Raw genomic sequence first — 16,654 nt, forward strand, 5'->3', positions numbered from 1 at the left:
GAAGCCCGTGGCTACCGCCCCAGTAGGCTGAATCCGTGTCAACACTCAGCGACCTCGTCCACGCCCAGGGGCTCCTCACCGACGCCGACGTCGAATGGCTTCATCGTCTGGCCGGCGACGGCCAGCTGCTGGCGGATCTCTCATCCGCCGACATGGTGATCTGGATCAAGACATCCGACGGGTCGTTCATCGCGGTCACCCACTCACGGCCGAGCGGAGCCGCGACGCTCTTCTACCGGGACCTGGTCGGAGAGAAGGTGCGCCCGCAGTGGCGCACCCAGGTGCAGTCCGCGTTCGAGTCGGGCGCTATCGTCGACTCCTCCTCTCCCGACTGGTTCGAGGAGACCCCCACACGGGTGCGCGCGGTCCCTATCCGCCGACGGGAGGGCAAGGACGAGGGCCGCGTCATCGGCGTCCTCACACGGCACACGAACCTCGGCGAGGTCCGGATGCCGTCTCGCCAGCAGATCAGCTTCGACGAATGCGCGAACGACCTGTTCCAGATGATCACCTCGGGTGAGTTCCCCGACCTCGCTGCTCCCACCGCCCCGCGCCGGGGTGCGCCCCGCGCGTCCGACGGGCTGATCCGCCTCGACGTCGACGGCATCACCACCTTCGCGAGCCCGAACGCGCTCTCCGCCTTCAACCGGATGGGGTTCGACGACGAGCTCGAGGGGGAGTCGCTCGCCGAGGTCACCACCCGGCTGGTGCCGCCGTCACGTCAGGTCGACGAATCGCTGCCCGTGGTCGTCACCGGGCGAGCGCCGTGGCGCACCGACATGGAGGCCAGGGGCGTCACCGTGTCGCTTCGGGCCATCCCCCTGAAGGATCACGGCACCAGGATCGGCGCCATCGTGCTGTGCCGCGACGTGTCGGAGCTGCGTCATCAGGAGCAGGAGCTGATCACCAAGGACGCCACGATCCGCGAGATCCACCACCGGGTGAAGAACAACCTGCAGACCGTCGCCTCGCTGCTGCGCATCCAGGCGCGTCGCACGCACTCCGACGAAGCACGTGACGCGCTGACCCAGGCGATGCGCCGGGTCGAGTCGATCGCCGTCGTGCACGACACGCTCGCGAGCGGGCTCGCGCAGACGGTCGACTTCGACGAGGTCTTCGACCGGGTTCTCAAGCTGGTGGCCGAGGTCGCCGCCGCGCCCAACACCCGCGCGAGGACGCAGCTCGAAGGACGCTTCGGCGTGCTGCCGAGCGAGTACGCGACACCACTGGCGCTGGCTCTCACAGAGGTGGTCACGAACGCGGTCGAGCACGGCCTCGCCGGCCAGGAGGGGATCGTCCGCATCGAGGCGACTCGAACCTCCGAGCTGCTGCGGGTGACGGTCGCCGACAGCGGCCACGGGCTCCCGGAGGGTCGGGTCGGTCAGGGCCTCGGCACGCAGATCGTGCGCACCCTGATCCAGGGCGAGCTGAGCGGCAGCATCGAGTGGAAGGGCGCTGAAGGGGAGGGGACCGAGGTCGTGATAGAGATCCCCATGCGGTGGATCTCCATCTGAGGCCCGCACGCGCAGATGCACGAAGCGCCGGTCGCCCCCGAGGGGGACCGGCGCTTCTCGTTCGTGCGCGAGCGCGAGCTCGTGCGCGCGTCAGCCTGCGCGACGGGCACGAGCGGCGCGGCGCTTGAGCGCGCGACGCTCGTCTTCGGAGAGCCCGCCCCACACGCCCGAATCCTGACCGGACTCGAGGGCGTACTGCAGGCAGATCTCGGTGACGGTGCAGGTGGCGCACACGGCCTTGGCCTTCTCGATCTGGTCGACGGCCGGTCCGGTGTTCCCGACGGGGAAGAACAGCTCGGGGTCGACGGTCAGGCAGGCTGCTTTGTCGCGCCAGTCCATACAGGGGCTCCTCAGAAATTGGTGTTTCGGTGCGGGGCGCCGTCGATGCGGCGCGCAGATCGGGTAGCGGATCGGGGTCGGCTACCCTGGTGATACGGGCTCTCGCCCGCCCCACTCCGATGTGGGAGCACATGGCTTTGACTATTGTGTTACAGAAATAAACTGAAATCAAGGGTTTTCTGACAGCTCTTGAGAGGAGCCCGAGTGCGCCCGTCCGGTCCGACCTTCGCCGCAGCCATCGTCCTGGCCCTCGAGGCCGTCGCGCTCGGGGTGGTGGGTCTCATCGAGATCTCCGCGCTCGGGGCGGGTCAGACGTCGTCGGACATCGGCGGCATAGCGCTCATCGTGCTCACCCTGCTCGCCGCAGCGGCACTCGGCGCGTTCTCGTGGGGCACCCTGCGACGTGCCTCATGGGCGCGCTCGGGGGAGTGGTGTTCCAGGTGCTCGGCGTCGCGCTCGGGCTGGCGTCCCTGAGCATCGAGCCCAAGGTGTGGCTGTTCACGCTGGGCGTCGGCGGCACCGCGCTGATCGGGCTGGTGCTGCTGATCAGCGCGACGCGGCGCGACGGCGCATCCGACCCGCGGCTGCGCCGCGAAGACGATCCTCGCGACGGCGTCTGACGTTCAGGCGTCGACGCCGAGCGCCTTGCGCAGGCGGGCGACATGCCCGGTCGCCTTCACGTTGTACTGCGCGAGCGAGACCGCGCCGTGCTCGTCGATGACGAAAGTCGAGCGGATGACGCCCTCGATGACCTTGCCGTAGTTCATCTTCTCGCCCCATACGCCGTACGCCGAGTGCACGGCGTGTTCCGGGTCGCTGAGCAGGGTGAAGGTGAGTCCGTCGCGTTCGCGGAAGGCCTTGAGCTTCTCGGGCTCGTCACGGGAGACGCCGACGACGGTGTATCCGGCTCCCTGCAGGGACGCGATGCTGTCGCGGAAGTCGCACGCCTGCGTCGTGCACCCGGGAGTCATCGCCGCCGGGTAGAAGTAGAGGATGACCTTCTGCCCGCGCAGATCTGCGAGGGAGACGGATCGTCCGTCCTGATCGAGCAGCGAGAAGTCGGGGGCGGAGGTACCGGGTTCCAGGCGTGTCGTCACCCCTCCAGCCTATCCGGCGAAGGTGGCCAGCAGCCTCTGCAGCGATTCGAGACGCCCCCTGCCGGTCTCGCTGAGCGTGCCGTCGGCGGCTGCCTCGTTCAGCGCGCAGTCCTCGGCATCGGGCAGATGCGTGCATCCACGAGGGCAGTCCGCGGCGATCTCGGCGAGCTCCGTGTAGGCCGTCAGGATGTTGGCCGGATCGACGTGACCGAGTCCGAACGAGCGGACGCCGGGGGTGTCGATCACCCATCCGCCGCCGTCCTGCCCCGTGTAGCGCAGCGACACGGTCGACGAGGAGGTGTGCCGGCCGCGGCCGGTGACTTCGTTGACGTGCCCGGTCGCGCGCCGAGCGTCGGGCACCAGTGCGTTGACGAGCGTCGACTTCCCCACGCCGGAGTGGCCGACGAACACCGTCGAGTGGCCCACCAGCGCCTCGCCGATCTCGTCGACCGGCATCCTTCCCCGCGCGCTGGTGAAGACCGTCAGCTCGAGCCCGTCGAAGTGCGAGAGGAACTCGGCCGGATCGGCGAGGTCGGTCTTCGTCACGACGAGCAGCGGACGGATGCCCGCATCGAGCGCGGCCACGAGATAACGGTCGACAAGACGAGCGCGAGGCTCGGGGTCGGCTGCGGCGACGACGATGAGCATCTGATCCGCGTTCGCGACGATGACCCGCTCGACCTGGTCGGTGTCATCGGCGCTGCGGCGCAGCAGCGAGGTGCGCTCGACGATGCCGACGATGCGAGCGAGGGTGCCCTCGTCGCCCGAGCGGTCGCCGACGACGCGCGCGAGGTCGCCGGTGACGATCGGGGTGCGGCGCAGCTCGCGGGCCCTGGCCGCAGTCACCATGCGCTCGTCGGGGGTGTCCTCGCCCAGCAGCACGCTGTACCTGCCGCGATCGACGCCGAGGATGCGGCCGATCTCAGCATCGTCGTGGGCGGGCCTGCGCTTCGTGCGCGGCCGGTTGGCCTTCGGGTTCGGGCGGGTGCGGATGCGGCTCTCGTCGAACTCCTCGAGTTCGTCGAGGTCGTCGTCGTCGCCGAGCCAGCTCACGCGATGGCGCCCTTCAGCATCCGCTCCCACAGCATCGTGAACTCGGGCAAGGTCTTCGCCGTGGTGCCGATGTCGTCGATCTCCACACCGGGCACGCGCAAGCCGATCAGGGCGCCCGTGGTGGCCATCCGGTGGTCGTGATGCGCGGGCCACACGCCACCGTGAAGCGGACGGGGCGTGATCCTCAGGCCGTCCGAGAGCTCCTCGGCATCTCCGCCGAGCGCGCGCAGGTTGTTCACCAGGGCCGAGATGCGATCTGTCTCGTGCATGCGGATGTGTCCGACTCCGCGGATGGTGGTCGGACCATCGGCGAAGGCGGCCAGCCCGACGATCGTCGGCGTCAGCTCGCTCGCCGCCGACAGGTCGATGTCGAGCCCGCGGATGCCGTCCCCGGCCCGCACGGTGAGTGCGCCGCCGTGGCGGCTGGTGTGCCCGCCGAGTGCGTGCAGGATATCGGGCAGCAGGGCGCCGGGCTGGGTGGAGTGCAGCGGCCAGCCCGTGATGGTGACCTCGCCGCCGGTCACCAGTGCTGCGGCGAGGAAGGGGGCGGCGTTGGAGAGGTCGGGTTCGATCGCGACGTCCTTGGCCCGCGGGACGCCCGCCTCGACCAGCCACTCGCCGGTGGCGGGTCGTTCGATGCGGATGCCGCGACGGCTGAGCGACTCGATGGTCATGTCGATGTGCGGCAGGCTCGGCAGCCGATCGCCGGTGTGCACGAGGTGAAGACCCACGTCGAAACGGGGTGCTGCGAGAAGCAGCCCCGACACGAACTGGCTGGAGCCTGAGGCGTCGATCTCGACGCGTCCCCCGCGGATGCGCCCGTGCCCGCGCACGGTGAACGGAAGCGACCAGGTGCCCTCGTCGTCGATGTCGACGCCGAGGTCGCGCAGCCCGGTGATCAGTGCGCCCATCGGGCGATGCAGCGCGCTCTCGTGCGCGGTGAGGTGGATCTCGTCGTCGGCGAGACCGGCGAGCGGAGCGATGAAGCGCATCACGGTGCCCGCCTGGCCGCAGTCGATGGTCACTCCGCCGCGCAGGTGCGCCGGCGTGACCACGAGGTCGGGTCCGAACTCGCCGTCGGAGGGTGCCTCCTCGATGCCGACGCCCAGCAGGCGAAGCGCGTCGACCATGCGCCGCGAGTCGTCGGAGTGCAGCGGACGGATGAGGCGACCTGGACCGTCGGCGATCGCCGCTATCACCAGTTCGCGGTTGGTGAGCGACTTCGAGCCGGGGATCGTGACGGACGCGTGCACAGCATGGTCGACGTCCGGCGCGAGGTAGCTGCCTCGAGCGGGGGCGGGGGAATACCGTTCAGTGCTCATCGGTTCTAAGCCTAGTGAAGCCCGCGACAGACGGAGAGGAGAAGACGCATGACGTCGACCGCCCTGATCGACCGCATCGACGACACCGATGTCGACATGCTCTCCCGCCTAGACTGGCCCGTGATGGACGAGACAGCTTCCAGCGATCCTCGACGCGACTTCGAGGAGCAGGCGATCCCCTTCATGGACCAGCTCTACGCGGCGGCCATGCGCATGACGCGCAACCCCGCGGATGCCGCTGACCTCGTGCAGGAGACATTCGTGAAGGCCTACGGAGCGTGGTCGACCTTCTCCCAGGGCACCAACCTGAAGGCCTGGCTGTACCGCATCCTCACCAACACGTACATCAACATCTACCGCAAGCGGCAGCGCGAGCCGTTCCAGGGCACGATCGATGAGCTCGAGGACTGGCAGCTGGGCGGGGCCGAGTCGACCACCGCATCGCACAGCCGCTCCGCGGAGGCGGAGGCGATCGACCGGATGCCCGCATCGGTCGTGAAGGACGCGCTGCAGGAGGTGCCCGAGGACTTCCGTCTCGCGGTCTACCTCGCCGATGTCGAGGGATTCTCCTATCAGGAGATCGCCGACATCATGAAGACCCCCATCGGCACCGTGATGAGCCGCCTGCACCGTGGCAGGCGAATGCTCCGCGAGCTGCTGGCCGACTACGCCGCTGAACGGGGAATCCGGGCGGCCGAACCGAGGAGCAGGAAATGAGCGACTGCGGCTGCGAGAAGGCGCGCCGGGATCTGGAGGAGTATCTCCGCAACGAGGTGTGCCGCACCGGCCACACCGAGATCCGCGAGCACCTCGAGAACTGCGAATCGTGCAAGGATGAGGCGCTGGTCGCGAAGACCCTCACCGAGGTCGTCGCGCGCGCCTGCAAGGAGACCGCTCCCGAGGAGCTGCGCGATCAGGTGATGGCGCGGCTGCGCGCCGCTCAGGCCGCACACTGAGCCGCAGACCGCCCGGTGCCCGACCCGGCGCATAGGGTGGGTTCATGACCGCCGTGAATCAGAATGCGGTGCCCGTCGATCCTCTATCGGAGCAGCGTCTGAGCGAGAGCGGGCTGCGTTACCGCATCGTCGACATGGATGACGCCGCCGATGGCGAGGCCTTCCTCCGTGCAGACGCGCGCGGATTCCTCGACGAGGAGCCGACCGGGGCTCAGCTGACGCAGATGCGAGAGACGATGCGTACGCGTCGCAACATCGGGGTGTTCGACGAGGCGGCTGGCGACTGGCCGGTCGCGACCGTGAACAGCTGGATCGCGCCCCTCACCCTGCCGGGCGGCGAGGTCGACATGTGGGCGATCAGCTCGGTCACCGTCGCCGGCACCCATCGCCGTCGCGGCATCGCGCGCAACCTTCTCGAAGGCGAGCTGCGCGCGGCCGCGACCGCAGGGGTGCCGGTCGCGGGACTCACTGTGACCGAGGCGACGATCTACGGCCGCTACGGCTTCGGGCCTGCAGTGCCGGTAGTGCGCTTCACGATCGACACGGCGCGCGCCGGCTGGTCGGGACGACCGGTGACGGCCGGTCGGATCGCCTACGTCGACAAGCAGACCCTGACCGACGATCTGGAGCGCCTGCACGAGGCGACCAGGGGGACGCGATCCGGGCAGATCTCCGGCTGGCGCGGACGATGGATGCGGATGTCGGGGCTGTCGGAGGGAGACAAGGAGGCGGCCGCCGTGCGCGGCGTTCGCTTCACCGACGCAGACGGCGTCGTGCAGGGGGCGATGGCCTACACCCTCGCCGAGCAGCCCGGGGCATTCCGCTCCGAGATGCGCATCCGCACCATCATCACGACCTCGGACGAGGCGCTGCGCGCCATCTGGCAGTTCGTCGTCCAGCATGATCTCGTCACCAGCGCGGTCGTCGATCTGCGCCCGATCGACGACCCGCTGCCCTGGCTGGTCGCCGATCCGCGCGCCGTGAAGACCGAGGTGCACGACCACGGCTGGCTGCGCGTGCTCGACGTTCCGGCCGCGTTGACGGCGCGCACATACAGTGGGCCGCTCGACCTCGTGCTCCGCGTCACCGACCAGCTCGGATTCGCCCATGGCACCTGGCGGGTGCGCGTCGACGCCGCGGGACGATGCTCGGTCGAGTCGACCGACGCCGACCACGACATCAGCCTCGGCGTGGCCGAGCTCTCGGCCGTGTACGCCGGTGGAGTGCCTGCGGCCCAGCTCGCCGCAGCAGGACGCATCGACGGCGACGCCGCGGCCGCAGCCGCGCTGTCGGCTGCGTTCAGCACGCAGCCCGCGCCCCATCTCGGAATCTGGTACTGAACGCGGCGCCGCGCTCGGGATATGTTCCGCGCGAACGACGGGATCCGGTCGATCTGCGGAGCATTACCGCCAATCCGGCCAGGCGCCCCGCCACGCCGCAGCCGAGAGCTGCGCCGGGCTCTAGCGTGATCGGGTGAGCTCCAGGGAATCCGCGCTGTTCCGCCCCCATCGCGACGAGCAGCCAGGTGGCGGGCTCGGGCTCCTGCCGGGGATGGCGCTGTACCTCGCGTCGGTGCTCGGCACGGGTCTGCTCGTCCTGCCTGGACTCGCCGCGCGCACGGCGGGCCCGGCCAGCATCGTGTCGGTCCTCGCGGTCACGCTGCTGGCGATCCCGCTCGCGGGGCCTTCGCGGCGCTGGCCGCCAGGCATCCCGACCCCGGCGGCGTCGCCGCCTATGCGAGACGCGCACTCGGGCCGATCGCGGCCCGTGCCGCGGGATACTGGTTCCTCTTCGGCGTCGCCGCCGGGGGAGCCGTGGTGGCCCTCCTCGGTGCGCGGTACATCTCGATCGTGGTCGGCATCGACGATGCCGCGGTCCCGGTGATCGCGCTGGGATTCCTGACGCTGCCCTTCATCTCGAACCTCTTCGGCGTCCGGACCGCCGGCTGGCTCCAGCTCGGGCTCACCGCGCTGCTCATGGCGGTCGTCGTGACGGTGACAGCCCTCGCCGCGCCGGCGGTCGAGCCCGCGAACTTCCAGCCGTTCCTGCCTCACGGCTGGGGAGGTGTCGGCACCGCCATCGTCATGTTCGTCTGGGCGTTCGCCGGCTGGGAGGTCGGGACGCACATCTCGGGCGAGTTCCGCAGGCCGGATCGCACCATCCCGATCGCGACCGCGGTGACCCTTGTGGTCTCGGGCGCCGCATACCTCGTGCTGCAGGTCGTCACCGTCGGAGCGCTGGGCGACCGCGCGGGGGAGGGAGACGTGGTCCTCCTCGAGCTGGCCAGAACGGGTGATCTGCCTGCCGCGCCGGCACTGATCGGAGGCGCTGCCGGCATCGTCGCCCTCGGAGTGATGAACGTCTATCTCGCCGCATTCGCGAAGCTGGGCGCATCCCTCGCCGCCGCGGGTGATCTGCCCGCCTTCTTCGCCAAGGGCGTCGAGAACGGCCGGGTTCCTCGCCGAGCCCTGCTGCTGACCGGCGGCGTGGTGGCGCTCTACTTCGGAGCCGCCCTGGCGACGGGCGGGGATCTGCAGCCGTTCATCCTCGTGCACACCGCGAGCATGGTCGCGATCTACGTGGTCGGGATGATCGCGGCCGTGCGCCTGCTGCCTCGGGGCACGGCGGGTCACCGCTTCGCGTCGATCGCCGTCGTGCTGACCGTGGCGCTCCTGCCCCTCGCGGGGATCGCCCTCATCGTGCCCGCCGCCCTGGCCCTCACGGCCTGGACCGTGCAGCTGCTGCGACGGCGCAGTACGAGCTGACTTCCCGGAGGACGTCCCGCCCCCGGGAACGCGTCCGGGGAGCCCAGACGGCGAGCCTCTCCGGCCCGAGACACCGAACCGCCGCCCCTCACGAGGAGGAGCGGCGGTCGAGCGGTGTCCGGTCAGCCGACGGTCAGTGCCGTCTTCAGCAGGGCCACCTGCTCGGCGGCGTGAACCTTCGACGAGCCGGTCGCGGGAGAGGCGGCGGCAGGACGCGTCACGGCGTGGAACTGGCGGTCGCCGGGAACATCGGCGAACTGCAGCGCCAGGAAGGGCCATGCACCCTGGTTCTCGGGCTCGTCCTGCACCCATACCAGCTCGGCGTTCGGGTAGGAGTCGGTGATCGCCTTCAGCTCGTCGATCGGCGTCGGGTACAGCTGCTCCAGCCGCACCAGCGCGATCTCGGGGTTCGGGTTCTTCTCGAGCTCGCTGCGCAGATCCCAGTGGATCTTGCCTGAGTGCACGAGGACGCGCTTGACGGCGCCGCGGTCGAGGCCGCGGTCGTCGTCGATGACCGGCTCGAAGCGACCCCGCGTGAACTCCTCCACCTCGCTCGTCGCGCCGCGCAGACGCAGCATCGCCTTGGGCGTGAAGACGATCAGCGGCTTGCGCGGGCGGGCGTAGGCCTGGCGACGTAGCAGGTGGAAGTGGGAAGCAGGGGTCGACGGACGCGCGACGATCATGTTCTCCTGCGCGCACAGCTGCAGGAATCGCTCCATGCGCGCCGACGAGTGGTCGGGGCCCTGGCCTTCGTAGCCGTGCGGCAGCAGCATGACCACGCTGGACTGCTGGCCCCACTTCTGCTCGGCGGCGGAGATGTACTCGTCGATGACCGACTGGGCGCCATTGGCGAAGTCGCCGAACTGGGCCTCCCACAGCACGAGCGCCTCGGGGTTCTCGACCGAGTAGCCGTACTCGAACCCGAGCGCGGCGTACTCGCTGAGCAGCGAGTCGTACACGAAGAAGCGGCCCTGGCTGTCGGAGAGGTTGGCCAGCGGCAGCCACTCCTGACCGTTCAGGCGGTCGTGCAGCACGGCGTGACGCTGCACGAAGGTGCCGCGACGCGAGTCCTGTCCTGCCAGGCGCACCGGGGTCCCCTCGACGAGCAGCGACCCGAAGGCCAGCAGCTCGCCGAAGCCCCAGTCGATGCCGCCTTCGCGGCTCATCGACACGCGCTTGTCGAGCTGCTGCTGCAGCTTGGAGTGCACGGTGAAGCCGTCTGGCTTGTTCGCATGGGCGTCGCCGACGAGGTGGATCACCTCGAGGGGAACCCCGGTGACCTCGGGGGAGCCCACCTGCTCGTCGACGGGCGCGAGCTCGGGTGCGATGGGCGTCGCTCCGGTCTCGGCCGCGTGCGTCTCGGCGAACGCGATCTCGAGGCGGTTCTGGAAGTCCGCCTTGGCCTGGTCGTACTCCTCCTCGGTGATGTCGCCGCGACCGACGAGGCCGTCGGTGTACAGCTTGCGCACCGAGCGCTTCGCCTGGATGAGGTCGGTCATCAGCGGCTGGGTCATCGAGGGGTCGTCGCCCTCGTTGTGGCCGCGGCGCCGGTAGCAGACCAGGTCGATGACCACATCGCGGTGGAACCGCTCGCGGTACTCGAAAGCGAGCTGCGCCACGTGGATGACGGACTCGGGGTCGTCGCCGTTCACATGGAACACCGGAGCCTGGATCGTCTTCGCGACGTCGGTGGCGTAGACCGAGGTGCGCGAGTCCGTCGGCAGGGTGGTGAAGCCGACCTGGTTGTTGACCACGATGTGCACGGTGCCGCCGGTGCGGTATCCGCGCAGCTGAGACATCTGCAGGGTCTCGACCACGACGCCCTGACCGGCGAAGGCCGCGTCGCCGTGCACGAGGATCGGAAGCCAGGCGAAGGTGCCGATCGGCTTGCGGTCCTGCTTGGCGCGCACGATGCCCTCGAGCACGCCGTCGACGGTCTCGAGGTGCGAGGGGTTCGCCGCGAGGTAGACGGGCAGCTCGGCGCCGTCCTCGGCGACGAAGGTGCCCTCGGTGCCGAGGTGGTACTTGACATCGCCCGAACCGCGCTGGTTGCCGGGGGTCAGAGACCCCTCGAACTCGCGGAAGACCTGACCATACGTCTTGCCTGCGATGTTGGTCAGCACGTTGAGGCGGCCGCGGTGCGCCATGCCGATCGCCGCTCCGTCGAGCCCCGCCGTCGCCGCGCCCTGCAGGATCTCGTCGAGCAGCGGGATCAGCGACTCGCCGCCCTCGAGCGAGAATCGCTTCTGCCCGACGAACTTGGTCTGCAGGAACGTCTCGAACGCCTCGGCCTCATTCAGCTTGCGGAGCACCCGCAGCTGCTCGTCGTGGCCGGGCTTGACGTACTTGACCTCGAGCTTCTCCTGGAACCACCGGCGCTGCTCGGGATCCTGGATGTGCATGTACTCGATGCCGAGCGTGCGGCAGTACGAGTCGCGCAGCACGCCGAGGATGTCACGCAGTTTCATCACGCGCCGGCCGCCGAAGCCGCCGGTCACGAACTCGCGGTCGAGATCCCAGAAGGTGAGGCCGTGGCTCTCGATCTCGAGGTCGGGGTGCGAGCGCTGCACGTACTCGAGCGGGTCGATGTCGGCCATCAGATGGCCGCGCACGCGGTAGGAGTTGATGAGCTCCTGCACACGGGACTGCTTGTCGACGCGCTCGGCGAGGTCCACCGCGATGTCGGCGTTCCAGCGGATCGGCTGGTACGGGATGCGCAGTGACGCGAAGATGTCCTCGTAGAAGTGGCGCTCGCCGATCAGCAGCTCGTGCACCTTCTTGAGGAACTCGCCGGAGCCGGCGCCCTGGATCACGCGGTGATCGTAGGTGCTGGTCAGCGTGATCGTCTTGCCGATGCCGAGCTCGGTGAGCGTCTTCGTGCTCGATCCCTGGAACTCGGCCGGGTAGTCGAGCGCTCCCGCGCCGATGATGCAGCCCTGGCCCTTCATCAGGCGGGGCACGGAGTGCACGGTGCCGATGCCGCCGGGGTTGGTCAGCGAGACCGTCGTGCCTGCGAAGTCGGCGGCGGTGAGCTTGTTGCCGCGGGCGCGTGCGATGAGGTCCTCGTACGCGGCGAGGTACTCGCCGAAGGTCATCGTGTCGGCGCGCTTGATGCTCGGCACGAGCAGCGCCCTGGTTCCGTCCGGCTTGGGGATGTCGACGGCGATGCCGAGGTTGACGTGCGCGGGCGCGACGACCGACGGCTTGCCGTCGATCTCGGCGTAGAACACGTTCTGGCTCGGGAACTCCTTGAGCGTGCGGATCAGCGCCCAGCCGATGAGGTGAGTGAAGCTCACCTTGCCGCCGCGAGTGCGCGACATGTGGTTGTTGATGACGATGCGGTTGTCGATCATCAGCTTCGCCGGCACGGTGCGCACGCTGGTGGCGGTCGGGACCGACAGCGACTGGTCCATGTTCGCCGCGAGGGTCTTCGGCATGCCGCGCAGCGGTGTGACCGTCTCCTCCTCGGCGGGCGCATCGTCCTTCGCCTCGCGCTTGGGCGCCTGGGCGGGGATCGGGGCCTGCGCGGCCGGCTTCGCCGTCGTGCGGGCGACGGGCTGAGCACCGATGACCGGGATCGGCGCAGTCACGGGGTGAGCGGTCTGCGCGGGAGCAGCGGGTGCGGTTCCGGCGGGCTGGGCCGCCGTATCCGGCGTGTACTGCTCGAGGATCGGCCACCATTCCTTGTCGACCGAGTTGCGGTCCTTCTTGAACTGCTCGTAAAGCTCGTCCACGAGCCAAGAGTTGGCTCCGAACCCCCCGTCGCCACCGACGCCGGTCACCTGGTTCGACACGCTCTATCGCCCTCTTTCGTCGCTGAAGCTCACATGCGCCCCGACGCCGACTGCAGCGCCCGGGTCGCACTTGCGTAACAGTCATCAAGCCTAATGCCAAACGGATTCCGAAACGTCTGCGTCGGGCGCCGTTTCGCATCCGGCGATCACGCAGTGCGCGGGCACAGCAGCATTCTGTAAGATCATGCCCACCATGGACGACCCTCCTTCTTGTAGTACATCGCCCCACCGCCCGCTCCTCGAGGAAATCGAGGGTCACAGCTGATGGAATTCCTGCTGTTGGGCGTGGGGCTGCTGCTCATCGTGGGGACGGGGCTCTTCGTCGCCAGCGAGTTCGCTCTGGTCAATCTCGACCGTGCGGAACTCGAAGCCCGTCAGGCCAGGGGGGAGTCCCGCCTCAGCCTGACGATCCGGGCACTGAAGATCACCTCCACGCACCTGTCGTCGGCCCAGCTGGGTATCACGCTGACGACCCTGCTCACCGGTTACACGATGGAGCCGGCGATCTCGAAGCTGCTCGCTCCGCTTCTCGAGGCCTGGGGTGTTCCGGATGCGGCTGCGACGCCGATCTCGGTGACCGTGGCGATGCTCATCGCGACCTTCCTCTCGATGATCCTCGGAGAGCTCGTGCCGAAGAACTTCGCGCTCGCGCTGCCCCGGGCCACGGCGAAGCTCGTGATCCCGTTCCAGACGGTGTTCACCGCCGTGTTCAAGCCGGCCATCGTGGTGCTCAACGGCAGCGCCAACGGCGTGCTGCGCAGCATGGGCATCGAGCCCAAGGAGGAGCTCTCCGGCTCGCGCAGCGCCGAGGAGCTGTCGTCGCTGGTGCGGCGATCGGCGAGCCAGGGCGTGCTCGAGAAGGACACCGCGACGCTGCTCGATCGCAGTCTGAACTTCGCCAGGCTGACGGCCGACGACATCATGACCCCACGGCCGAGCATGCACGCGATCGCGGTCGGCAACTCCGCCGATGACGTCATCCGGCTCGCGCGCCGCACCGGCCACAGCCGGTTCCCGGTGTACGACGACGACCTCGACGACATCACCGGCGTGGTGCATGTGAAGGCCGCCGTCTCCGTGCCGCGCGAGAAGCGGGCCGAGGTGCCCGTCGGCGCCCTGAGCACCGAGCCGCTGCGAGTGCCGGAGACCGTGCACCTCGACGTGCTCGTCGCGGAGCTGCGCAGCAAGGGGTATCAGCTGGCCGTCGTGGTCGACGAGTACGGCGGAACCGCCGGCATCGTGACCCTCGAGGACCTCATCGAGGAGATCGTCGGCGAGGTGTCGGACGAACACGACCGCAGCCGCGCCGGCATCGTGCGACGCGTCGACTCGATCACCTTTCCCGGCGAGCTGCGACCCGACGAGCTGCTCGCTCGCACCGGCATCGAGGTGCCGGTCGGCGACGTGTACGACACGGTCGCCGGATTCATGATGAGCCGCCTCGAGCGGCTGCCCGTGATCGATGACGAGGTGCGCATCGAGACCGGCGTGCTGCGCGTCGTGCGCATGGATGGGCGGCGCATCGATCGCGTCAGGTACACGGCCGACCCGGTCGATGACGCGACGGAGGTCGAGCGATGAGCGACTGGGCAGGACTCGTATGGCTCGTCGTGCTGCTGGCGGCGAACGCGTTCTTCGTCGGCGGCGAGTTCGCCGTCATCTCGGCGCGCCGCTCGCAGATCGAGCCGCTCGCCGAACGCGGCTCCCGCGCGGCGAAGACCGCGCTGTACGCGATGGAGCACGCCACGCTGATGCTGGCCACCTCGCAGCTGGGCATCACGATCTGCTCGCTGCTGATCCTGAACGTCTCGGAGCCCGCCATCCATCACCTGCTCGAGGTGCCGATGCACGCGCTCGGCTGGGACCCGGCGGTCATCACCGTGAGCGCGTTCGTGATCACCCTCGCGCTCGTGTCGTTCCTGCACGTGGTGTTCGGCGAGATGGTTCCGAAGAACCTCGCATTCTCGATCCCCGATCGCGCCGTGCTGGTGCTCGCGCCGCCCCTGGTGTGGGTCTCGCGCGTGTTCCGGCACATCATCTGGGCGCTCAACGGCATCGCGAACGGGGTGCTGCGCCTGTTCGGGGTGGAGCCCAAGAACGAGGCTGCCTCGACGTTCACGCTCGAGGAGGTCGCCACGATCGTCGACCGCTCCCGGCGCGAGGGCGTGCTGACGGACTCGTCCGGCGCGGTGGCGGCCGCTGTGGAGTTCACCGACAAGAAGGCGCGCGACATCGCGGTGCCGCTCGCCGACCTGGTCACCCTGCCCGAGACGGCGACCCCCGACGACGTCGAGCGGGCGGTCGCGCGCTACGGCTTCTCGCGCTACGTGATCGTCGACGACGAGCGGATGCCCGTCGGCTACGTTCACCTCAAGGACGTGCTGCGTGCCGCGGAGGGACCTGAGCCGGACGAGAAGGTCACCCAGCCTCTGCCGTCCAAGCGCATCCACCACATGCTGCCCGTGCAGGAGGACACCGACCTCGAGGACGCGCTCGCGTCGATGCGCCGCGCCGGACGCCACCTCGCCAAGGTGCGCGACAGCTCTGGCGCGACCACCGCGGTGCTGTTCCTCGAGGACATCCTCGAGGAACTGGTCGGCGAGGTGCAGGACGCCACCCGGCGCGGTCACGGGCGCTGACCGGGGAGCACACGGATCCGGCGGCACGGCGGGGTCACCTGCCGCGCCGCCGCCGTCTGCCTAGCGCCAGCGCGCGCGAAGATACTGCGGCTGCCAGCGCACCTCTGCGCCGAGCTCGTGAGCGGCGCGGAGCCCGAAGTGCGGGTCGCGCAGCCATTCCCGCCCCGCGAAGATCGCGTCCGCGGCTCCTGACGTGAGGATCTCCTCTGCCTGAGCGCCGGTGGTGATCAGGCCGACCGCAGCGGTCGGGAGGTCGCCGTCGCCGCGCACGGTCCGTGCGAAGGGCACCTGGAACCCCGGCCTGTAGTCGATGCGCGGACGCGCCACGATGCCGCCGCTCGAGACGTCGACGAGGTCGGCGCCCGCGACCATCGCCCAGCGCCCCACCTGTGCGGCCTGCTCCGGCGTGAAGCCGCCGTCGGCGTAGTCGGTGGCGGAGAGGCGGACGAAGACCGGCAGTCCCTCGCCGGCCACCCCGCGCACGGCGGCGACGATGCGCAGCAGCAGCCGTGCCCGGTTCTCGAGCGAGCCACCGTACTCGTCGTCGCGCATGTTCGACAGCGGCGAGAGGAACTCGTGCAGCAGGTAGCCGTGCGCGCCGTGCACCTCGAGCACGTCGAAGCCGGCATCCACGGCGCGCCGGGCGGCATCGGCGAAGGCCGAGACGACGCGCTCGATCCCGTCCGCGTCCAGAGCGGAGGGCTCCGCGTAGTAGTCGTCGAATGCGATCGCGGAGGGGGCGACAGTCGGCCAGCCGCCATCCGCCGGCGGCACACTGCCGCGCAGTTCGGCCCACGGCCACCAGGTCGACGCCATCCGCCCGGCATGGGCGAGCTGGATGCCGATCAGGCCGCCGCGATCGTGCACCTCGGTGACGATCCGCGCCCACTCGTGCTGCTGCTCGGCGTTCCAGATGCCGGTGTCGCGCGGTGAGATGCGCCCCTCCGGCACCACTCCGGTGGCCTCCGCCATGATCAGCCCCGCCCCACCGGAGGCGAACTGCGAAAGGTGCGTGCGGTGCCAGCTCTGCGGCACGCCGTCCACGGCGCTGTACATGCACATCGGCGACACCCAGAGTCGGTTCGGGAGGGTGAGCGAGCGGAGGGTGAGGGGCGTGAAGAGCTGTGGAGTGGAGAGCGGGGTCACATCTCGACGCTAGCGCCCCGCCGGGGGTG

15 protein-coding genes are annotated in these 16,654 nt (G+C 69.5%); 9 read left to right on the top strand and 6 right to left on the bottom strand.

The features are described from left to right. Positions 1 to 35: 35 nt before the first annotated feature. Positions 36 to 1,514, top strand: a complete 1,479-nt coding sequence (locus tag FVO59_RS11590) for a sensor histidine kinase (RefSeq protein WP_182252771.1) — start codon at positions 36 to 38, stop codon at positions 1,512 to 1,514. Positions 1,515 to 1,604: 90 nt separating this feature from the next. Here the strand turns inward: FVO59_RS11590 and FVO59_RS11595 are convergent, their stop codons facing one another. After that, positions 1,605 to 1,853, bottom strand: coding sequence for a WhiB family transcriptional regulator (locus FVO59_RS11595; RefSeq protein WP_071641453.1), 249 nt, complete (start codon positions 1,851 to 1,853; stop codon positions 1,605 to 1,607). A 204-nt stretch (positions 1,854 to 2,057) separates the two neighbouring features. Here FVO59_RS11595 and FVO59_RS16580 point away from each other — a divergent pair, with 204 nt between their 5' ends. Together FVO59_RS16580 and FVO59_RS16585 are read left to right on the top strand one after the other, a co-directional pair. Further along, positions 2,058 to 2,327: a hypothetical protein gene (locus tag FVO59_RS16580; protein WP_259363200.1), complete on the top strand. Its 270-nt coding sequence runs from the start codon at positions 2,058 to 2,060 to the stop codon at positions 2,325 to 2,327. After that, a complete protein-coding gene (locus tag FVO59_RS16585) occupies positions 2,285 to 2,473 on the top strand; it encodes a hypothetical protein (RefSeq protein ID WP_259363201.1) in 189 nt (62 codons plus the stop codon). The genes FVO59_RS16580 and FVO59_RS16585 overlap by 43 nt, the downstream gene beginning before the upstream one ends. Positions 2,474 to 2,476: 3 nt before the next feature. Here the strand turns inward: FVO59_RS16585 and bcp are convergent, their stop codons facing one another. From bcp to aroA, 3 genes are read right to left on the bottom strand one after another with little or no spacing between them, the layout of a single operon-like run. Continuing rightward, positions 2,477 to 2,950, bottom strand: a complete 474-nt coding sequence (gene bcp, locus FVO59_RS11605) for a thioredoxin-dependent thiol peroxidase (RefSeq protein ID WP_182252772.1) — start codon at positions 2,948 to 2,950, stop codon at positions 2,477 to 2,479. A gap of 9 nt (positions 2,951 to 2,959) precedes the next feature. Then, positions 2,960 to 4,003, bottom strand: a complete 1,044-nt coding sequence (rsgA, locus tag FVO59_RS11610) for a ribosome small subunit-dependent GTPase A (protein ID WP_182252773.1) — start codon at positions 4,001 to 4,003, stop codon at positions 2,960 to 2,962. After that, positions 4,000 to 5,325 carry a 3-phosphoshikimate 1-carboxyvinyltransferase gene (gene aroA, locus FVO59_RS11615; RefSeq protein ID WP_182252774.1) on the bottom strand — a complete coding sequence of 442 codons (1,326 nt, stop codon included), beginning with the start codon at positions 5,323 to 5,325 and terminating at the stop codon, positions 4,000 to 4,002. The genes rsgA and aroA overlap by 4 nt, the downstream gene beginning before the upstream one ends. 96 nt (positions 5,326 to 5,421) lie before the next feature. On the opposite strand from aroA, the gene FVO59_RS11620 reads away from it, so the two are divergent. The 4 genes from FVO59_RS11620 to FVO59_RS11635 all read left to right on the top strand — a co-directional run bounded on the left by FVO59_RS11620 (position 5,422) and on the right by FVO59_RS11635 (position 9,046). Next, complete coding sequence (locus FVO59_RS11620) at positions 5,422 to 6,042, top strand: sigma-70 family RNA polymerase sigma factor (RefSeq protein WP_182256764.1); 621 nt, start codon at positions 5,422 to 5,424, stop codon at positions 6,040 to 6,042. Beyond that, a complete protein-coding gene (locus FVO59_RS11625) occupies positions 6,039 to 6,281 on the top strand; it encodes a zf-HC2 domain-containing protein (protein WP_182252775.1) in 243 nt (80 codons plus the stop codon). The genes FVO59_RS11620 and FVO59_RS11625 overlap by 4 nt, the downstream gene beginning before the upstream one ends. 44 nt (positions 6,282 to 6,325) lie before the next feature. Continuing rightward, complete coding sequence (locus FVO59_RS11630; RefSeq protein ID WP_182252776.1) at positions 6,326 to 7,621, top strand: GNAT family N-acetyltransferase; 1,296 nt, start codon at positions 6,326 to 6,328, stop codon at positions 7,619 to 7,621. Positions 7,622 to 7,975: 354 nt separating this feature from the next. Next, positions 7,976 to 9,046 carry an APC family permease gene (locus tag FVO59_RS11635; RefSeq protein WP_259363548.1) on the top strand — a complete coding sequence of 357 codons (1,071 nt, stop codon included), beginning with the start codon at positions 7,976 to 7,978 and terminating at the stop codon, positions 9,044 to 9,046. A gap of 122 nt (positions 9,047 to 9,168) precedes the next feature. Here FVO59_RS11635 and FVO59_RS11640 read toward each other — a convergent pair whose 3' ends face one another. Then, entirely contained in the window at positions 9,169 to 12,840 is a 3,672-nt protein-coding gene (locus tag FVO59_RS11640; RefSeq protein ID WP_182252777.1) for a multifunctional oxoglutarate decarboxylase/oxoglutarate dehydrogenase thiamine pyrophosphate-binding subunit/dihydrolipoyllysine-residue succinyltransferase subunit, read from the bottom strand. 264 nt (positions 12,841 to 13,104) lie between these two features. Between FVO59_RS11640 and FVO59_RS11645 the strand changes: the two genes are divergently transcribed. Both FVO59_RS11645 and FVO59_RS11650 read left to right on the top strand, forming a co-directional pair. Continuing rightward, entirely contained in the window at positions 13,105 to 14,421 is a 1,317-nt protein-coding gene (locus FVO59_RS11645) for a hemolysin family protein (protein ID WP_182252778.1), read from the top strand. Beyond that, entirely contained in the window at positions 14,418 to 15,479 is a 1,062-nt protein-coding gene (locus tag FVO59_RS11650) for a hemolysin family protein (protein ID WP_182252779.1), read from the top strand. Before FVO59_RS11645 ends, FVO59_RS11650 begins: the two co-directional genes overlap by 4 nt. A gap of 60 nt (positions 15,480 to 15,539) precedes the next feature. Here FVO59_RS11650 and FVO59_RS11655 read toward each other — a convergent pair whose 3' ends face one another. Beyond that, entirely contained in the window at positions 15,540 to 16,625 is a 1,086-nt protein-coding gene (locus tag FVO59_RS11655; protein WP_182252780.1) for an NADH:flavin oxidoreductase/NADH oxidase, read from the bottom strand. Between the last annotated feature and the right edge of the window lie 29 nt (positions 16,626 to 16,654).

The sequence above is a fragment of the Microbacterium esteraromaticum genome (assembly GCF_014084045.1).
Lineage (GTDB): Bacteria > Actinomycetota > Actinomycetes > Actinomycetales > Microbacteriaceae > Microbacterium > Microbacterium esteraromaticum_D.

Excerpts from the sequence above, each read along its gene's own strand:
- FVO59_RS11620 (WP_182256764.1), top strand. The coding sequence starts at position 5,422 with ATGCTCTCCCGCCTAGACTGGCCCGTGATGGACGAGACAGCTTCCAGC.
- FVO59_RS11625 (WP_182252775.1), top strand. The coding sequence starts at position 6,039 with ATGAGCGACTGCGGCTGCGAGAAGGCGCGCCGGGATCTGGAGGAGTAT.
- aroA (WP_182252774.1), bottom strand. The coding sequence starts at position 5,325 with ATGAGCACTGAACGGTATTCCCCCGCCCCCGCTCGAGGCAGCTACCTC.
- FVO59_RS11595 (WP_071641453.1), bottom strand. The coding sequence starts at position 1,853 with ATGGACTGGCGCGACAAAGCAGCCTGCCTGACCGTCGACCCCGAGCTG.
- FVO59_RS11630 (WP_182252776.1), top strand. The coding sequence starts at position 6,326 with ATGACCGCCGTGAATCAGAATGCGGTGCCCGTCGATCCTCTATCGGAG.
- FVO59_RS11645 (WP_182252778.1), top strand. The coding sequence starts at position 13,105 with ATGGAATTCCTGCTGTTGGGCGTGGGGCTGCTGCTCATCGTGGGGACG.
- FVO59_RS11650 (WP_182252779.1), top strand. The coding sequence starts at position 14,418 with ATGAGCGACTGGGCAGGACTCGTATGGCTCGTCGTGCTGCTGGCGGCG.